This window comes from Acinetobacter sp. FB, from assembly GCF_056033405.1.
Genome location: NZ_CM148502.1, coordinates 1,605,211 through 1,621,739, shown reverse-complemented (window position 1 = coordinate 1,621,739; position 16,529 = coordinate 1,605,211). Strand labels below are relative to the sequence as shown.

The window sequence follows — 16,529 nt, the reverse complement described above, 5'->3', positions numbered from 1 at the left end:
AGATATCTCCAACTTTTTATTTTAATTAACTTGCTGAATATTAAATCCAAGTGCTTGTAGCTCATCACGTTTAGCAAATGGCGCAACAACTGCTTTTACTGGTTTTTGTTCCAATAAATATTGTTTTGCAACACGCTGCAAATCTTCCAAACTCACACTTAATAAGCGCTCACGTAAAACTCTACGGAATTTTGGCGTACGTGCGTGCAATAATGCATAACAAGCAGTAATTGCTTCGCCAGCAGGTGAACCAGGTTTGTCCATACCTGCGACCAATCCAAGAATTGCCTCTTCAAGTTGATATGGTTGCTGTTCAACGTTAAATAACCATTGCACACTTGCTTCAAAATCATTAAATGTTTCAACTAATCGTGGATCGCGATAACTATAAAAACGGAATGAACAAGCATTACCATCATAACTTGCACCGCCACCGTAAGCACCGCCTTTTTCACGAATGGCACTATGTAAGAAACCATTACGCAGATACGCAGCCAATACCATCAATGGTGCTGCATCTGCATGTGCAACATCGACGGCTTGATAAGCAGAGCAACAGAATTGAACATTCGTCTGAATGAGCCAAGCTTCATCATTTTCTGTATTGATTTGTTCAACTTCGGTTAAGCTTACAGGTGATTTATCGACAGCCAGTTTATCCCAAACGTTTTGAATCTCTTCAACTAAACGATCAGATTGATGTTCTTCGCAAACCAATAAAAACTGTTTAGGTGCTTGTAATAACTTGCGATGGATTGCTTGTAATTCAGCGATTAAAGCTTCATAAGCCGTATCATCCTGATCAATCTTATTCACCAAGTTAGTAAGCCAATTCAATGCGCCTAAACCAGTATTATGATAGTCACGTCGAGCTAATGCACTCATTTGACGAGAAGCAATTTGCATTGCATAACTATGTCCAGAACCAGACAAGCGTGACTGCCAACGGGTTTTACGTTGTTGCAATAATTCAATAATTCGATCTTTTTCGTCAAAACGCAGCTGCTCAAAGGCAAGTTTCAATAACTGGATAGAATCTAACTTTTGCGTAAGTGATTTTGTCGTCAGTGTTAACCAAGCACTAATTCGATCTTTATCATCCACTTTACTACGTAAAGATGCTCCCATCCCCAAACCGCCACTTACAGCCGTTTGGATTTGTTGGAATTCTAAATAATCATGCTCACCTGCGCCAACCTCACCCATCAAGATTGAAAGTAAGTTGAAATAAGGAGACTGTACGATTTCGTCTGGAATCTGAATCAAAACTTGTTGATAGTAAATGCCATTCGTGCCTGCATGATATAAATTTAATGGCGTGTCTAAACCATTACTAATAATCTCACGCAGTTGGCCTTGAACAATATGCAAATCCGCAGGTACATCTTCCAAACCAACTTTAGGAAGTAACTCAAGATCATCAGCTGTGTCTTGACGTTCTTTTAATGCTTCAGTTTTTTGCTGAATTTCAATTTTTTGATCTTCTGTCAAATTAGCAGTAATTTCAGCTAAACGTGCTTGTTCAGCCTGTTGCTCTTTTACTGATTTGGTCGCATCTGGCACTAAAGTCATTTGTACACGATGCGGATTATCTAACAAATGGGTTTGAATTAAATTAGACAACCACATTGGGTCTTTCAATTCTTCTTTCACTTGCTCAATTGCAGAATCCACATCCCATACATGAATTGGGTCATTGTGGTGAATTGCACTACCTAGACCATTCAAAATAAGGCTTAAACCATACGGCGTACCATCACCATTGATCTCACGTTGATGTAATTCAATTTGATGTAAAATCGCATCAACCAAATCACGGTCAATTGGTTTTGAAGCAGCCTCTTTCAAAATATCTAAAACACCATTTTTAAATGTTTCAGCATGTTCTTCATTCGAGCCTTGTACGCCACAATAGAATGTCATTTCAAAGTTACTATCATCAACTCCCATCAATGGACCCGTTGACTGTGCATAACCACAAGTTTCTAAATAATGGCGCAATGGCGATGCTGAATTTTCTAATAAAATTCCTTCTACTAGACGCATGCCTAAACGCAATTTAATATCGCTTGTTTCAGGTAGTAACCATGACATCACATGATAAGTTTTATCTTTTAGGTCTTCGCTATCAACTGCATAGCTTTCAGTCACTTCTATTGGTGCTAATAAACGTTTTTCAGGTTTTGAATATAATGTTGTACCCTGAGAAAACTTATTTAATGCTAATTTTTCAAACTGCTCCTGTAAATCATAGGCAGTTTGATTACCAAAAGTCATAAAAACTGCATTACTTGGGTGATAATGTGTTTTATAAAAATCAACAAGCTGTTCGTAGGTTAAATCAGGAATGTCTTTTGGATCACCACCTGAATTATAATGATAAGTCGTTTCAGGGAATAAATGATGTGCCAATTGGTGATAGAGCTGATCTGTAGGTGAACTCATCGCTCCTTTCATTTCATTGAACACCACACCTTTATAAACGGCTTGATCATTCTCTAACTCAATACGAATCCCTTCTTGAGCAAAATCTAAAGGGTTCAAATTTGCAGCAAATGCAGCATCTAAATACACTGACAATAAATTCTGAAAATCTTTTTTATTCTGTGTCGCAAATGGATAAGCTGTCCAATCTGCTGCTGTGAACGCATTCATAAAGGTATTTAATGAACGACGAATCATTAAAAAGAATGGGTCACGTACAGGAAATTTTTCAGAACCACATAAAGCTGTATGCTCTAAAATATGAGCTGTTCCTTTAGAATCCATAGGTTGAGTTCTAAATGCCACCAAAAATACATTTTCATCATGATTTGTGGCCAAATGGTAGTGAACAGCACCAGTTACTTTATGCTTATATTCTGAAACTTGAATATCGAGTGCTTCTACATGGTGTTGACGTAATAGCTGAAACGCGGGATGAATAGTTTGAGTAATGCTTTCAGTAACATCTACAGTCATGTGATCTCCAATTTATCTATTTAAATAACACTAATTTAATATAGAGAGTCTACCGAAGAATACACATGGATATCCATGTAAATTGGTATGTTTTTGTAGAAAAATGCGCCAACCAAAATTCAACGCATTTTTTCTCTGTGATTTCATCGAATATAAGAATATTTACGTTGGATTTAAGCGAGTGTGCTTGTGTTTCGACCAATATACACACCCAAGGATAACCACCAACAATACTATAGAAGCTATAAAACGGCTCAAGTCCAGCCCTCCAGAACTGAGTGGCTTATCCAAAAAATCTCTAACTACAGCGCCCAATGGACGAGTCAATACAAGAGCAGCCCAGAATAATAAGGTTTTCGATACTCTTGTTAAAAAGTGCAGGCCAACAAGCAATAAAATCAATCCAGAAAATAAAGCAATTCCACCTGTATAACCCAAACCGACAGTATCAGCAGACCAGTCACCCAAAGCTGTTCCGAGTGTTTGTGAAAAAGTGATTGTGATCCAGTAAAACCATTCGGTACAAACATTATTGATCGTATCTGGCGAAATATTACCTTCAGATGTGTGCCATACCCATAAAGACAACAAGACCAACAACAATAATAATGAACTGCCACCGATATAACCAATCCCCAAAGACCGATCCATAAAGTCAGCCAACGTCGTTCCAACTGCTGTACTCGCAATGATCGTGAACCAGTATAGAAATGGTTGGTACGTTTTTGCACGAATCTGGAAACTAACCAATGCAATAAAAATGAAAGCAAAAATAAAAGTGCTAATCAAATAACCTACATTGAGTGACATGGAGACAGCATCTCCAGCCGTCTCTCCAAATGTTGTGGCAAAAATTTTAGTCACCCAGAATAAAGCTGTGACTTGTGGAACTTTTGACAAAAGTTCATGTGAACTAGAAGTTGTCGCATGAGGTATTGCCATAGAATTTCGGCTCTTTTTTTATTAAATATATTTATTCTTGATTGGTCCGCTTAAATAAAAATTAAAACAGATAAACGCAACAATTAACTATTTAGAGCTACGCTAATTTTTCCAACAAACTACTGTAATCCTGAGCATTAGTGTAAACTTTGCTTTTTGATTTTTTAATGTGATGACAAACATGGCAACTGTTGATCTTTTTGCAATTGGTAATGCGCTGATTGACCAAGAATTTAAAGTCTCAAATGAGTTTTTAACACAGCAAGCTTTGCAAAAAGGCACAATGCAGTTGACCGATGGTGAAACTCAAGCTGCTTTATATCAACAATTACAAGACACCCAAAACTATAAAGGTCAAGCAAGTGGTGGATCGGCTGCAAACACAACTGTTGCATTCAGTGCTCTAGGTGGTACAGCTTTTTACGGGTGCCGTGTAGGTAATGATGACCTAGGTTCAATCTACTTGAATGGTTTAAATGAAGCAGGTATTAAAACCGCTGCACAATCAATTAGTGAAGGTGTAACAGGCACATGTATGGTTCTGATCAGTCCTGATTCAGAACGTACTATGCACACATATTTAGGCATTACCGCTGAATTAACTGCTGAACAAATCGATTTTGAACCGTTAAAAGCTGCAAAATGGCTCTATATCGAAGGATACTTATCGACAAGTGATACTGCTCGTGTCGCTGTTAAACAAGCACGTGAACTTGCCAAAGCACATGGCGTTAAAATTGCCCTCTCACTGTCTGATCCTGCAATGGTGCAATATGCACGTCAAGGCCTAGAAGAATTATTAGATGACGGCGTCGACTTGTTATTCTGTAACGAACAAGAAGCGCTAATGTTCAGTAATACTGAAACACTTGATGCAGCTATTGAAGTTTTAAAATCAAAGAATCAACATATTGTCATCACTCAAGGCGCAAATGGCGCAGTCATCATTGACCCTGAACAACAATTCCACGTTGCTGGTCGCGAAGTTCATGCCGTTGATACTAACGGTGCTGGCGATGCTTTTGCTGGTGCATTCTTATATGCCATTAACGCTGGTTTAACTTTAGAAGCTGCGGCTCAACTGGCTATTTTAATTTCTAGTGAAGTTGTTGCACAATTTGGTCCACGCTTAGCCGTTGAAAACTATGCCAAATTATTTGAACAATTTAAAAATTCTCAACAGGAATATGCTTAAAATGGAAAAGATTTGCATGACTGAGGAAGTTCCAGATCGTGAGTCTCGTGCATATGACACCATGAAAGGAACAACAATCTTTATTACTCAGAAAGATGGTAGCTTTTACGCTTATCAAAATGTTTGCCCACATTTGCAAACTGAACTTGAGTATTTAGAAAATCAATTTTTAGATCAGGATCGTGAGTATATCCAATGCTCAACTCATGGAGCATTATTCTCAGTAGAAACTGGTGAATGTATTTCAGGACCATGTCTAGGTGAATTCCTTGAAAAAGTAAATTTGGAAGTACACTCTGATGGTGGTATTTATATTGACTAATACCTAGATCATGAATTCTGCGATGACTGAGTTTTTTTTAAATTACTACCTTATGCCATTTCACATGAGCGTAGTGGCTTTGATTTTGCTCAGCATTGCAGAAACAATTGGTATTTTTATTGGGTTACGTCCAAGTCATCTCGTAAAGAAAATGACACCAGAGTGGTTATTAAATTCACCGCTATTAGATGTAAAATTTTCTAAATACTTAATATTTGTATTTTTACTCATCAATTTTAGTTTTGCAGGTTATTTTCTAGAGCTTTCATTTTTTGCTTTACAACACTACTTTATCTCGCCTTACTATCTTTTTGTTCCTGCTTTGATTATCGACATCTTTTTTACAGTGTTTATGATTCATTGTCTTGACCAAGTGATTAAACCTAAAGTCACGCATACGCATATCAATTTAGTGGGTCGCTTAGCAACAATTTCTACCGGTAATGCTCGTCCAGGCTTCTCAGCTCAAGCACGCGTTCGAAATGAGTTTGGTCAACTGTATTACGTGCAAGTTGAACCAGAATACGGCGAATTAGAGTTACAGTCACAAGTACTGCTGATCAGCCAAAAATCAAATTCTCACTATATTGCAAAAAAAATCTCTATCTCCAATAAGTTATTTACCGCAGACTAAGACCTATATCGTTAAAATTTTGATCACCCCATTCAAAATTACAATATGTTACAAAAAGAAAGTTTATAAATATTGCAATCGCCTCTTCCATTTTCATCAATCTATTGATCTAACTTTCAGACCAAAATGAAGGATGATATTTCACACATTTTTTAAACCAAACTCTACCAATACACTAGGTTTTGTGCAGAATCCATTATAAAAATTATTTAATTGTGTAATCAATTCCTTAAATGATTGTAAATATTATATTTTTTATATTCATACTATTTTAGTTGGTTTAATTTTTCTTAAATTAATTATAAACCAAACCTTTTTAATCAGATTTAAAAATATAAATACAACTGTTTTAATCAGTTTTTTAAATTAATTCATATTATTTTAGTTGGGTAATAATAATATTTTCAAAATTTGATCAAATTTATATAATTAATTGATTTTTATAAATAATATTAAATGAATTCATTTTAAAGCCCTTAAAGGTTTATTTTTAATGAATTTTATTTAATAATGTTTTACATGTTTTTTAAATATGAGGCGAAGTTCTATGAACATGAGTTCTCAAGATCCAAATCGAAGATTAATCAGAGAAATCACAATCATTCTTATTATTAAAGTTGTGCTTCTCATGGTGATTAAACATATCTGGTTTGATGCCCCAACGATTCCAAAAGATTTTAACAATGAAGTTGCCGAGCGTATTGCTGGCGATATGTCCAAAACTCAGGAGACACGTTGATGATTTCTGAAAGCGTGGTCGATCTTTCGCGGTTCCAATTTGCAATGACCGCAATGTATCACTTTCTTTTCGTCCCTCTAACTTTAGGTCTAGCTTTTATTCTTGCCATCATGGAAACCACTTATGTGATTTCTGGTAAAGAAATTTACAAAGACATGACCAAATTTTGGGGGAAACTCTTCGGGATTAACTTTGCCTTAGGTGTAACTACTGGTTTAACGATGGAATTCCAGTTCGGTACCAATTGGGCTTATTATTCTCACTATGTAGGCGACATCTTTGGTGCACCGCTTGCAATTGAAGGCTTAATGGCTTTCTTCCTAGAATCGACTTTTATTGGTCTATTCTTCTTTGGCTGGGATCGTCTTTCTAAAGTTCAACACTTAGGTGTAACTTGGCTAGTTGCGATTGGCTCTAATATGTCAGCCTTGTGGATTCTCATCGCAAATGGTTGGATGCAAAACCCTGTTGGCGCCGCATTTAACTATGAAACCATGCGTATGGAACTTGTAGACTTCGGAGCGTTGATTTTCAACCCTGTTGCTCAAGTTAAATTCGTTCATACCGTTTCTGCTGGTTATGTAACAGGCGCGATTTTTGTTCTTGCAATCTCAAGTTACTATTTACTAAAAAAACGTGACTTGCCGTTTGCGCGTCGTTCTTTTGCGATTGCTGCAATCTTTGGTTTAGCATCAAGCTTATCTGTAATCTTACTCGGTGACGAATCAGGTTATGAGCTAGGCGATGTTCAAAAAACTAAACTCGCTGCAATCGAAGCTGAATGGCACACTGAACCTGCACCTGCTGCATTTACATTATTTGGTATTCCTAACCAACATGAGATGCGTACAGATTATGCAATTAAGATTCCATATGTTATGGGTATCATTGCAACACGTTCTACAGACAAACAAGTCACTGGCTTACATGATCTGATGAAAGAACACGAAGTACGTATACGTAACGGTATGGTGGCTTATAGTGAGCTAGAAAAGCTTCGTGCTGGTGATCGCTCACCTGAACTTATGGCTTCATTTGCGAAAAATCAAAAAGACTTAGGTTATGGTCTGTTATTGAAAAAATATTCTCCAAATGTTGTTGATGCAACTGAGGATCATATTAAAGCGGCAACTAAAGATACAATTCCAAACGTAGCTGCATTGTTCTTCTCTTTCCGTGCGATGGTTGCTTCTGGCTTCCTCATGTTATTGCTATTCATCCTAGCAACTTGGGCTGTTGCAAAACGCAATGCAGAGAACAAACCTTGGTTACTTAAATACGCTCTATTTGCGCTTCCTCTTCCTTGGATTGCAGCTCAAACAGGTTGGTATGTAGCTGAAGGCGGTCGTCAACCGTGGTCTATTGGTGAAATCTTGCCTACACACCTCTCTGCATCAAGTGTTAGTACAGGTGATGTATGGGGATCAATTATTGCACTTGCTGCGTTCTATACAGTACTTCTCATTATTGAAATGTACTTAATGATCAAATTTGCTCGTTTAGGTCCAAGTTCATTGCACACTGGTAAATATCATTTTGAAAAACTAGCTGCAAAAACTGGGGAGGCTCAATCATGATCGAATATGAACTCCTAAAAATTATTTGGTGGGTATTGGTTGGTGTATTACTGATTGGCTTTGCCCTCACTGATGGTTTTGATATGGGCTCAATGGCGCTGATGCCATTTGTAGGTAAAACTGATTCTGAAAGACGTGCTGCAATCAATACGATTGCACCACACTGGGATGGTAACCAAGTTTGGTTTATTACCGCTGGTGGTGCACTTTTTGCTGCATGGCCAATGGTTTATGCTGTCGCTTTCTCTGGCATGTATTGGGCATTACTACTCGTTCTATTTGCGCTATTCCTCAGACCTGTTGGATTTGACTACCGTTCTAAATTAGAAAATACTCAATGGCGTACTTCTTGGGATTGGGGTTTATGCATTGGTGGTGCTGTGCCGGCACTAGTATTCGGTGTTGCATTTGGTAACTTATTTTTGGGCGTACCATTTAGCTTAGACGATACCTTACGTTCACAATACACAGGCAGCTTCTTTGCATTATTGAATCCATTTGCGCTGATTTGCGGTATCGTGAGTTTGTCAATGTTATCTGCTCACGGTGGTGCATGGTTAATGCTTCGTACTGATGGTGATTTACATAACCGTTCGGCTAAAGCAACTCAAATTATGGCAATCGCATTCCTTGTATGTTTCTTAGCGGCTGGCGCTTGGTTATTCTTTGGAAATATCTCAGGCTATAGTTATGCTACTGCTGTTAATACTAATGCTGCATTAAACCCACTTGCAAAAGAAGTTGTAACTAATGCAAACCATGGTTGGTTGAATAACTACTCAACCTATCCAATTACTATGGCTGCACCAATTGTTGCAATCCTAGGTGCATTATTGGTTATTCTTAGTGCTGGAAAACGTAAGGCAGCTGCAAGTTTTACAGGTACGAGTCTGATGATTGTGGGTGCGATCTTAACTGCTGGTTTTGCATTATTCCCATTCTTATTGCCATCAAGTATCGATCCAACATCAAGTTTAACTATGTGGGATGCTGTTTCTAGTCACAAAACTCTTGGTGTAATGACTGTTGCTGCTTGTATTTTTGTTCCTCTCATTTTGATCTATACCTCTTGGTCTTATTACAAAATGTGGGGTGTCATCACTAACAAACACATTGAAGAAAATTCACATAGTTTGTACTAATGAGGAGATGTGAAATGTGGTATTTTGCATGGATTCTAGGCATTTTGATGGCATGCTTCGCAGGTGTACTCAGTGCGCTCTATATCGAACACCATCAAGATTTAGATGAGGAATAATAAAATGGCTGAAGCAATGACAACACCGAAGAATAGTAAAGCTCAAGTGCTTGCAATGACCGTTTCGTTTTTGTTGGCATTGCCACTTGCTGCTATTTTATTGGTACACCCATCATTAATGTTAGATGCCAATGGTCACTACAACCACAGTATGCTGATGCTCGTCATGGTCGGTATTTCTGGCGGTTTTATTCATGGTGTTGGGTTTATACCAAGATTTTGGTTATGGAAATGGTTATTTAGTCCTTATATTGCATGGCCTCTGATGATTTTAGGCTATTATATTTGGATTGGTAATTAATCTTTAACAAATCAAATATAAAGAGGAAGCATGGCTTCCTCTTTTTTACGTTACAGGGATATTGTCATTACAAAGTAATAACAAATTATGAATAAAATTTCTATGATTCCGGCTATTGAAAATATTTCTAGTTTTTTTGGTATAAAGCGGATTGGACAGATATACACATACTATTTGAATTATTAACTAGAATAACCGTCAATGGCGTAAGATAGTTATTAGCAAAGAAATAAAGATAAAAAGCTTTTAAAAACCCATATGGTCTACCACCTACCGCAATTTCATTTGTGTACTTGATATGATAAACATAAAGTTTTCTTTGTTCATTTAAGGCATCTTTTCCGTACAAACGAATAATCTCGTGACGTGCTATATTTTTTAATCCTTCATCGGATTCATAGCGATAGCAACCCTTTTCTACCTCATCCATATTAGCTAATTGATAAAAGTCTCTTTGACCTAACCATAAAAAATAATAAGCGATGAATAAAATACCAAAAGTGAAAATGACGATATATTTTATTCTATTTTTTACGTTTTTCATTGAATTACTTTTTCATTTCAATTAACTGAATTGGCACCAACGGCTGACCTACATTTGCATTTACAGGATAAGGCTCTATATGACCTGTAATCTGATAACCACGACGCTAATAATATGCGATTAACTCAGAGCGAACATCCAAGACATACATAATTAAATCTCGAACTTCCAAACAACTCTGTGCAACATATGCTTCAACATAATTGAGCATTTGTTTGCTATATCCTAAGTTTTGAACCGATGAATCAATCGCAAAAGTTCCAATTTCAACAGAGTTATGATCAAGACTGAGTCCAATACAAGCAACTAACAAACCTTGTTCATTCTCGCCAACAAACAGTTTAAAATTTGATCGGCTCAAGTCTTCACTCAATTGCTCATTGGTAATGCGTGTTCCATCTACAAATGCTTTTTCAGTGGTCCAACTTCGCTCAGATTGAGCCCGATAAGCCAAATTGATTAATTCAACCAATTGCGCTACATCATCAATTTTTGCATTTCTAATGTTTAAAGACATTTCTATTTTATACGCTCAATAAAAAACCGATGATAACATCGGTTCTTTTACAGTGGAGCAATTAGTTCGTTTGCCCTGCTAACCACGCCATAAATTTTTGACGCTCAGCTTTCGATGCTTTTTGCCACAACTCTACTAGTTGCTGATCTGTGGTTTTTATATTGCCCGATACTGCCGTTGTTGCTGTTACAGCAACAGGTGCTACATTTGTTGTCGAAGCTGCATATACGGGTGCAGGTTGATTCACGACATTATTTTTGTTTTTTTGCGTTAAATCTAAAGTACGAACTAGCAAACTGTTACCTGAAAACCACGGTTGAGCTTCATTATTTGCACCTGTTTGCTGTACTACAAGTTTTTTGCTTTGATCATATAAAGCAACCGTAGGCTGTTCAGCAAATTTTTTTGCTTCACTAAAGTCTTTTGGAGCATTTACCAGTGCCAAATTATAAGTTTGATTATCTTTTAGATCTGCTGTTTGAATTGTTACTACACCAGATTTCACAATATCGTGTTCACCATTTAAGTGTTCAAAATATTCACGATAACGAACATTTACCGTTAAGTTCCCGGGATCAACCTGATAGTTATTTTTCTTTGAAGGAATTAAACCATTATTTACTTCTTGACCATTTACCGCAAGAATCACGATTTCTTCAGGTGCAGTGATTGTGACTGCTGAAAAAACTGAACTACTCAATAATAACCCGAAAGCAGCAACACCAACTCTTAAAGACATTAGACTCTTCTCGATATAAACAATTTATGAAATCGTAAGCACTATGCTCTGCGATTATGACCATTTTATGACATAAAACAAAACTGTCTATTCCAACAATTTGGCTTTTTTAAGATATATACATCAATTCTAATGCTAAGCGCCATAGTTCTTTTGGCGAATACAAACCCTTAAATAAAAAAAGAGCACATTGAGTGCTCTTTTTAATGATACGTATATTTACTTAGTTAAAAGTTTTGAAACGTGCAGCATCATCCATATAGGTTTTTTCACCAGCTGCAGCTTCAATAGAACCGAATACTAACTGTGCACGTAGTTTCCAGTTTGATGGAATATCAAAAGTTTCAGCCACTTCGGCATCCACGATTGGATTATAGTGCTGTAATGATGCACCAACACCAATTTCAGATAATGCAGTCCATGTTGCGAACTGTGCAATTGCACTTGAATGTTCAGACCAAACTGGGAAGTTATCCGCATACAATGCGAATTGCTCTTGTAAACCTTTTACAACATCTTGATCTTCATAAAATAACGCTGTGCCAAAACCTGCTGAGAAACTATCAATTTTCGCGCTAGTATTTGCAAATGCTTCTGCTGGAACCATTTTACGTAAAGTTTCGCGAACAATTTCCCAAAATTTATGGTGTGATTCACCATATAAAGTTACAACACGTGAAGTTTGTGAGTTGAATGATGATGGGCTTTGTTTTACTGCTTCGCGAATTGTTTCTTCTATCGTTGCTTGATCAACTGTAAGATTTTTACCAATTGCATAAATGGTACGACGTGATTTAATGCTATTTAGAAAGTTACTCATGTTGTTATTCCTACTATACCTTTAAGGCGTTATCTTGGATTGAAGGTAGTGTATAACGATACATTTTTTAGGAATAGTCTAAAAAATATGACAGATCGTTTTATTTTTGAAACAATGCTGTTTTTGAACTATAAAAAAACTCCACATTGAGTGGAGTCCTTTTAACATAAACTAATTACTTATCAGTTTCAAATAATGCTGCAACAAATGATTTTGCTGAGAATGGGCGTAAATCATCAATCTTTTCACCGACACCAATATAACGAATTGGCACATGGGTACGGCTCGCGATATTAAATAACACACCACCTTTCGCTGTACCATCAAGTTTAGTAATCGTAATACCCGTTAAGCCAACAGCTTCATCAAACAGTTGCACTTGGTTAATTGCATTTTGGCCTGTCCCCGCATCTACAATTAACATAATTTCATGCGGTGCAGTTGCATCAATCTTCTGCATCACACGTTTAACTTTTTTCAACTCTTCCATAAGATTTGATTTATTTTGCAAACGGCCTGCTGTATCTGCGATAAGAACATCAATACCCTTTGCACGCGCACTTTCAAAAGCATCAAAGATAACCGACGCGCTGTCAGCACCATGCCCCTGAGCGACAACTGGAATATCGTTACGTTCACCCCAAATTTGTAGTTGCTCAGTCGCTGCAGCACGGAAAGTATCACCCGCCGCAAGCATGACTTTTTTACCTTCACCTTGTAAACGTTTAGCCAATTTACCAATGGTCGTCGTTTTACCTACGCCATTTACACCCACCATTAAAATCACATAAGGCGATTTATTTGGATCGATATGTAATGGTTTGACACGTGGCGCAAGTAATGCAACCAACTCTTCTTGTAATGCTTTGTAGAGCGCATGCGAATAAATTAAATCTCCACGCGCAGTTCTTTCAGTAAGATTCGCGATAATAGTTTTGGTCGCATCGACACCAATGTCGGCGATGAGTAGCTGTTCTTCAACTTCTTCTAATAACTCATCATCAATTTCTTTGCCACCAATTAAGATATTGACCATACCATCCGTAAAGCTACGGCGCGTTTTAGTCAAACCATCCTTCATACGACCAAAGAAACCCGTTGACTTGGCTTCTTCTGTAACAGCAGGGACAGAGGTTTCTTCCACAACTACAGGTGATGGCGTTTTAACAGTATTTTTAGCTACTGGCTCAATAATGGGAACATCGACAGCAGGTAAACTTGGTAATGTGACATCGTCATCTCCGATATCGGCATTTATCAAGAATTTATTTTGCATATTCGATTGCTGTTGCATGTCGATTCCTTGAGAAAAAAAGCAGCTTTTTTAAAAGATGGTCAGTCTAGCACAAATTGATTTCTTTTTCCTGACTAAGGCAAACTGTTCATTTATAAATAGAAATGAGTCGATTAAAACTTACTCATCTTCTTGTGCCATCGCTGGGTACTCTTTGATTCGACTAGATTCAAATTGATAAGCGTTCAAAAGCTTTAAATAATCTTCACGGCGAATCTGAGAATTTTCCAGTATATGTACTGCCATTTGTTGTGTTTTAGGATGACTGGCCTGCTGTGAAAACTGACGCACTTGTTGATATTGCAAAGGATTGACAGGACGTTTCAATGCATAAAATGCAAGGATAAAAATAGACAAAATAATGATACTGACCAAAGCATTATAAAATTGGTCAATTTTCAACCCCAATTTGGATTGTAGAACTTTATGTTTAGATATAATAGACAGCATAATCTACCTCGAATTAGATGTAGTGTATGTGTCTAGCTCGCTTAGGACAAGTGTAGCGTTCAATAATTCACCGCTAGTAAGTTTATTGAACGCACATATGATATTAATCAACTCATCAGCGAACGGACAAAGGCGAAATATAAAATGAATGCAATAATTACGAGTGTCAAAAATATAGCAAACATACCAACACCACTTTCAGCATCAGCTGGATGTAAATCATCATCATCAGCAATACGTTTCAACTCGCCATTGTAAATATCATAAAACCGATCTTTTTGTTCAGGGCTTAAATGACTTGCGAAATCGTAAACTCTTTTACGCTGTGCTAAACAATAGTCACCTAAGTGAATCTCCTGATGAAAGATTGCCTCATCGAGTAATTTACGATGATGATGAGCTAAAGCAATAATTTGGCTTTCTGCTGGTGGTACATCAAAGCTGAAGCCATCAATTACATTTGACATATTATTCTCCTTATCTATTTCTATTATTTTCACTTTGATTTTACTTAAAAATATTTGCGAGAAGTGTTTAATAGTGTAAGCTTAGAAATTACATAATGACACGCAATATATTTGACAATTCAAGTAATGTTGTCATAATTATTTCATAATTCAGAGTTATAGTGACTTAAGTTCAAAGTAAAGTATCTTTGAATAGAATTTGAAGTAATCATAATTAAAATAAGGAGTTATATATGATTCAGCATTTTACACAACATGAACTAGAGCATGTGTATGCCAATGCAGTAAATACAATTCAATCGCAAAAAAACTTTCTAGATGCAGTGAAAGAGCTTGAACAAGTAGCTCAAGCAGGTCACGGTAAAGCAGCATTATTTTTAGCGGAACTGTATTATCAAGGTTTTCGAGTAGAACGTGATTCTTTGAAAGCTCAATATTGGCAAAAGTTAGCAACAATGCAAGCATAAGAAAACGTCACTCAGGTGGCGTTTTTTTAATACCTTCATAAAATGTACAACATCAATCTCTCCCCGACGATCTAACTTGCGCCGCATCATAGCTTTAGCTTTGATTTACTAAGGTAGTGTTAACTTTAATAAAAACATTATTTCTAAAGTCTTTCTGAGCTGCTTTTATCTGATGCAAAGATTGAATAATCAAGATGATATTTTGACCCAAAAGAATATTTGCTTACGATTTAGATCAATTGTTTAAACATAAATGCCATATAAATTTCTTATAATTAAACATGAGTTTAAATAAAATTAGTTTACGAACATGTATCGTTTTAATAATTTCCAACCAGTATCACGCGAGTTGATGATTAAAATTTCAATTCTAAAAACAATGATGTATTGTGGTGTACTTTGGGGTTTATATCATCAAGGTTGGGCAATCAAGTCCGATCACGATGGTCATGTATTCCCATTTTGGTTAAATGGCGTACAAGCACACCGTTATGCAAAATCAAATTGGAAAAATTATAAACCACGTAAAATTACACCAAAAGATTTTCATGAATCACTGTTACCAACCTTAACGCGTTTACAAGTAGAGCCTGCTCTATTTAATTCTTCGCATCGCAAATTCAAGCTTTCGACACAACAAATGCAGCATTTCTTTTTTATGCCAGAACCAGTTATGACGTAATAGATTTGCCCACCAATCATGATGACTTTTTAGACATTCACAAGAGAAAGTTATCATTGTTGCGCATTTAGGGCTTTGCAATTAAAAAAAATATCGTTAAGTTAAATGAAAATGAAAATACAACAGAGGTAGATAAACAATGACAATCGTTGCCCAAGTCATCAAGAATAAAGCTGTACAATCAATTTTTACAATTTCACCAAATGCGACTGTACTTGAAGCAATCAAAATTATGGCAGATAAAGGCGTGGGAGCTTTAGTCGTTGCAGAAGATGAAAAACTAGTTGGGATTTTCTCGGAACGTGACTACACACGTAAAGTGACGTTGATGGAGCGTTCATCAAATACGACACCTGTGTCAGATATTATGACATCTAAAGTCATCACCGTTGGTTTAAACAATACAGTTGAAGAATGCTTGCAATTAATGACCGATCGCCATTTGCGTCACTTACCTGTTTTAGATAAAGAAAAACTTGTTGGCTTTATTTCAATTGGTGACTTAGTCAAAGCTGCAATGGAAGATCAACGCGTTCTTATCGAACAACTTCAACAATATATTTCAGGCTAATCGCCTCAACAAAAAAGGGCAATTGAAATTGCCCTTTTTTTGCACGACT

At 36.7% G+C, this 16,529-nt stretch carries 19 protein-coding genes and 1 pseudogene; 11 read left to right on the top strand and 9 right to left on the bottom strand.

What is annotated here, in order from left to right:
- Positions 1-21: 21 nt before the first annotated feature.
- Together AC0JIQ_RS07515 and AC0JIQ_RS07510 are read right to left on the bottom strand one after the other, a co-directional pair.
- Positions 22-2,961 (bottom strand): insulinase family protein, encoded by a 2,940-nt coding sequence (locus tag AC0JIQ_RS07515; RefSeq protein WP_474203140.1) that lies wholly within the window; start codon positions 2,959-2,961, stop codon positions 22-24.
- A gap of 162 nt (positions 2,962-3,123) precedes the next feature.
- A complete protein-coding gene (locus AC0JIQ_RS07510) occupies positions 3,124-3,903 on the bottom strand; it encodes a COG4705 family protein (RefSeq protein ID WP_474203139.1) in 780 nt (259 codons plus the stop codon).
- A gap of 181 nt (positions 3,904-4,084) precedes the next feature.
- Between AC0JIQ_RS07510 and AC0JIQ_RS07505 the strand changes: the two genes are divergently transcribed.
- The 8 genes from AC0JIQ_RS07505 to AC0JIQ_RS07470 all read left to right on the top strand — a co-directional run bounded on the left by AC0JIQ_RS07505 (position 4,085) and on the right by AC0JIQ_RS07470 (position 9,929).
- Positions 4,085-5,098 carry an adenosine kinase gene (locus tag AC0JIQ_RS07505; protein ID WP_046738441.1) on the top strand — a complete coding sequence of 338 codons (1,014 nt, stop codon included), beginning with the start codon at positions 4,085-4,087 and terminating at the stop codon, positions 5,096-5,098.
- A gap of 16 nt (positions 5,099-5,114) precedes the next feature.
- On the top strand, positions 5,115-5,420 hold the full coding sequence (locus AC0JIQ_RS07500; protein ID WP_087545480.1) for a Rieske (2Fe-2S) protein: 306 nt from the start codon (positions 5,115-5,117) through the stop codon (positions 5,418-5,420).
- A gap of 22 nt (positions 5,421-5,442) precedes the next feature.
- Positions 5,443-6,054 carry an OB-fold-containig protein gene (locus AC0JIQ_RS07495; RefSeq protein WP_161793994.1) on the top strand — a complete coding sequence of 204 codons (612 nt, stop codon included), beginning with the start codon at positions 5,443-5,445 and terminating at the stop codon, positions 6,052-6,054.
- A 547-nt stretch (positions 6,055-6,601) separates the two neighbouring features.
- Entirely contained in the window at positions 6,602-6,793 is a 192-nt protein-coding gene (gene cydP / locus AC0JIQ_RS07490) for a cytochrome oxidase putative small subunit CydP (RefSeq protein WP_004662308.1), read from the top strand.
- Complete coding sequence (locus AC0JIQ_RS07485) at positions 6,793-8,370, top strand: cytochrome ubiquinol oxidase subunit I (protein WP_004662309.1); 1,578 nt, start codon at positions 6,793-6,795, stop codon at positions 8,368-8,370. Before cydP ends, AC0JIQ_RS07485 begins: the two co-directional genes overlap by 1 nt.
- On the top strand, positions 8,367-9,512 hold the full coding sequence (cydB, locus tag AC0JIQ_RS07480) for a cytochrome d ubiquinol oxidase subunit II (protein ID WP_004662310.1): 1,146 nt from the start codon (positions 8,367-8,369) through the stop codon (positions 9,510-9,512). Before AC0JIQ_RS07485 ends, cydB begins: the two co-directional genes overlap by 4 nt.
- 14 nt (positions 9,513-9,526) lie before the next feature.
- Positions 9,527-9,628 carry a cytochrome bd-I oxidase subunit CydX gene (gene cydX, locus AC0JIQ_RS07475; RefSeq protein WP_002120988.1) on the top strand — a complete coding sequence of 34 codons (102 nt, stop codon included), beginning with the start codon at positions 9,527-9,529 and terminating at the stop codon, positions 9,626-9,628.
- Between the two features lie 4 nt (positions 9,629-9,632).
- Positions 9,633-9,929, top strand: a complete 297-nt coding sequence (locus AC0JIQ_RS07470; protein WP_005160016.1) for a cyd operon YbgE family protein — start codon at positions 9,633-9,635, stop codon at positions 9,927-9,929.
- Between the two features lie 127 nt (positions 9,930-10,056).
- Here AC0JIQ_RS07470 and AC0JIQ_RS07465 read toward each other — a convergent pair whose 3' ends face one another.
- From AC0JIQ_RS07465 to AC0JIQ_RS07435, 7 genes and pseudogenes are all read right to left on the bottom strand, one after another.
- Positions 10,057-10,473 carry a hypothetical protein gene (locus AC0JIQ_RS07465; RefSeq protein WP_474203138.1) on the bottom strand — a complete coding sequence of 139 codons (417 nt, stop codon included), beginning with the start codon at positions 10,471-10,473 and terminating at the stop codon, positions 10,057-10,059.
- 4 nt (positions 10,474-10,477) lie between these two features.
- A pseudogene (locus tag AC0JIQ_RS07460) lies at positions 10,478-10,990 on the bottom strand (GNAT family N-acetyltransferase).
- Positions 10,991-11,051: 61 nt separating this feature from the next.
- Complete coding sequence (locus AC0JIQ_RS07455) at positions 11,052-11,729, bottom strand: YccT family protein (protein ID WP_474203137.1); 678 nt, start codon at positions 11,727-11,729, stop codon at positions 11,052-11,054.
- A gap of 223 nt (positions 11,730-11,952) precedes the next feature.
- Positions 11,953-12,549: a nitroreductase family protein gene (locus AC0JIQ_RS07450; RefSeq protein WP_004662314.1), complete on the bottom strand. Its 597-nt coding sequence runs from the start codon at positions 12,547-12,549 to the stop codon at positions 11,953-11,955.
- 175 nt (positions 12,550-12,724) lie between these two features.
- Positions 12,725-13,843 (bottom strand): signal recognition particle-docking protein FtsY, encoded by a 1,119-nt coding sequence (ftsY, locus tag AC0JIQ_RS07445; protein ID WP_474203136.1) that lies wholly within the window; start codon positions 13,841-13,843, stop codon positions 12,725-12,727.
- A 120-nt stretch (positions 13,844-13,963) separates the two neighbouring features.
- Positions 13,964-14,293 (bottom strand): hypothetical protein, encoded by a 330-nt coding sequence (locus AC0JIQ_RS07440; RefSeq protein WP_474203135.1) that lies wholly within the window; start codon positions 14,291-14,293, stop codon positions 13,964-13,966.
- A 107-nt stretch (positions 14,294-14,400) separates the two neighbouring features.
- Positions 14,401-14,760, bottom strand: a complete 360-nt coding sequence (locus AC0JIQ_RS07435) for a hypothetical protein (protein WP_004662318.1) — start codon at positions 14,758-14,760, stop codon at positions 14,401-14,403.
- A 233-nt stretch (positions 14,761-14,993) separates the two neighbouring features.
- On the opposite strand from AC0JIQ_RS07435, the gene AC0JIQ_RS07430 reads away from it, so the two are divergent.
- From AC0JIQ_RS07430 to AC0JIQ_RS07420, 3 genes are all read left to right on the top strand, one after another.
- Positions 14,994-15,227 (top strand): SEL1-like repeat protein, encoded by a 234-nt coding sequence (locus AC0JIQ_RS07430; protein ID WP_004662320.1) that lies wholly within the window; start codon positions 14,994-14,996, stop codon positions 15,225-15,227.
- A 310-nt stretch (positions 15,228-15,537) separates the two neighbouring features.
- Positions 15,538-15,909, top strand: a complete 372-nt coding sequence (locus AC0JIQ_RS07425) for a DUF2750 domain-containing protein (RefSeq protein WP_474203134.1) — start codon at positions 15,538-15,540, stop codon at positions 15,907-15,909.
- Positions 15,910-16,048: 139 nt separating this feature from the next.
- Positions 16,049-16,480 (top strand): CBS domain-containing protein, encoded by a 432-nt coding sequence (locus AC0JIQ_RS07420; protein ID WP_004662324.1) that lies wholly within the window; start codon positions 16,049-16,051, stop codon positions 16,478-16,480.
- Positions 16,481-16,529: the final 49 nt, after the last annotated feature.

What these genes read in the sequence shown, in the direction of transcription:
- AC0JIQ_RS07500 (WP_087545480.1), top strand. Translation starts at nt 5,115, where the DNA reads ATGACTGAGGAAGTTCCAGATCGTGAGTCTCGTGCATATGACACCATG.
- AC0JIQ_RS07510 (WP_474203139.1), bottom strand. Translation starts at nt 3,903, where the DNA reads ATGGCAATACCTCATGCGACAACTTCTAGTTCACATGAACTTTTGTCA.
- cydB (WP_004662310.1), top strand. Translation starts at nt 8,367, where the DNA reads ATGATCGAATATGAACTCCTAAAAATTATTTGGTGGGTATTGGTTGGT.
- AC0JIQ_RS07495 (WP_161793994.1), top strand. Translation starts at nt 5,443, where the DNA reads ATGACTGAGTTTTTTTTAAATTACTACCTTATGCCATTTCACATGAGC.
- AC0JIQ_RS07470 (WP_005160016.1), top strand. Translation starts at nt 9,633, where the DNA reads ATGGCTGAAGCAATGACAACACCGAAGAATAGTAAAGCTCAAGTGCTT.
- AC0JIQ_RS07420 (WP_004662324.1), top strand. Translation starts at nt 16,049, where the DNA reads ATGACAATCGTTGCCCAAGTCATCAAGAATAAAGCTGTACAATCAATT.
- AC0JIQ_RS07465 (WP_474203138.1), bottom strand. Translation starts at nt 10,473, where the DNA reads ATGAAAAACGTAAAAAATAGAATAAAATATATCGTCATTTTCACTTTT.
- AC0JIQ_RS07515 (WP_474203140.1), bottom strand. Translation starts at nt 2,961, where the DNA reads ATGACTGTAGATGTTACTGAAAGCATTACTCAAACTATTCATCCCGCG.
- cydP (WP_004662308.1), top strand. Translation starts at nt 6,602, where the DNA reads ATGAACATGAGTTCTCAAGATCCAAATCGAAGATTAATCAGAGAAATC.
- AC0JIQ_RS07505 (WP_046738441.1), top strand. Translation starts at nt 4,085, where the DNA reads ATGGCAACTGTTGATCTTTTTGCAATTGGTAATGCGCTGATTGACCAA.
- AC0JIQ_RS07450 (WP_004662314.1), bottom strand. Translation starts at nt 12,549, where the DNA reads ATGAGTAACTTTCTAAATAGCATTAAATCACGTCGTACCATTTATGCA.
- AC0JIQ_RS07425 (WP_474203134.1), top strand. Translation starts at nt 15,538, where the DNA reads ATGTATCGTTTTAATAATTTCCAACCAGTATCACGCGAGTTGATGATT.
- AC0JIQ_RS07455 (WP_474203137.1), bottom strand. Translation starts at nt 11,729, where the DNA reads ATGTCTTTAAGAGTTGGTGTTGCTGCTTTCGGGTTATTATTGAGTAGT.
- AC0JIQ_RS07430 (WP_004662320.1), top strand. Translation starts at nt 14,994, where the DNA reads ATGATTCAGCATTTTACACAACATGAACTAGAGCATGTGTATGCCAAT.
- AC0JIQ_RS07485 (WP_004662309.1), top strand. Translation starts at nt 6,793, where the DNA reads ATGATTTCTGAAAGCGTGGTCGATCTTTCGCGGTTCCAATTTGCAATG.
- ftsY (WP_474203136.1), bottom strand. Translation starts at nt 13,843, where the DNA reads ATGCAACAGCAATCGAATATGCAAAATAAATTCTTGATAAATGCCGAT.
- cydX (WP_002120988.1), top strand. Translation starts at nt 9,527, where the DNA reads ATGTGGTATTTTGCATGGATTCTAGGCATTTTGATGGCATGCTTCGCA.
- AC0JIQ_RS07440 (WP_474203135.1), bottom strand. Translation starts at nt 14,293, where the DNA reads ATGCTGTCTATTATATCTAAACATAAAGTTCTACAATCCAAATTGGGG.
- AC0JIQ_RS07435 (WP_004662318.1), bottom strand. Translation starts at nt 14,760, where the DNA reads ATGTCAAATGTAATTGATGGCTTCAGCTTTGATGTACCACCAGCAGAA.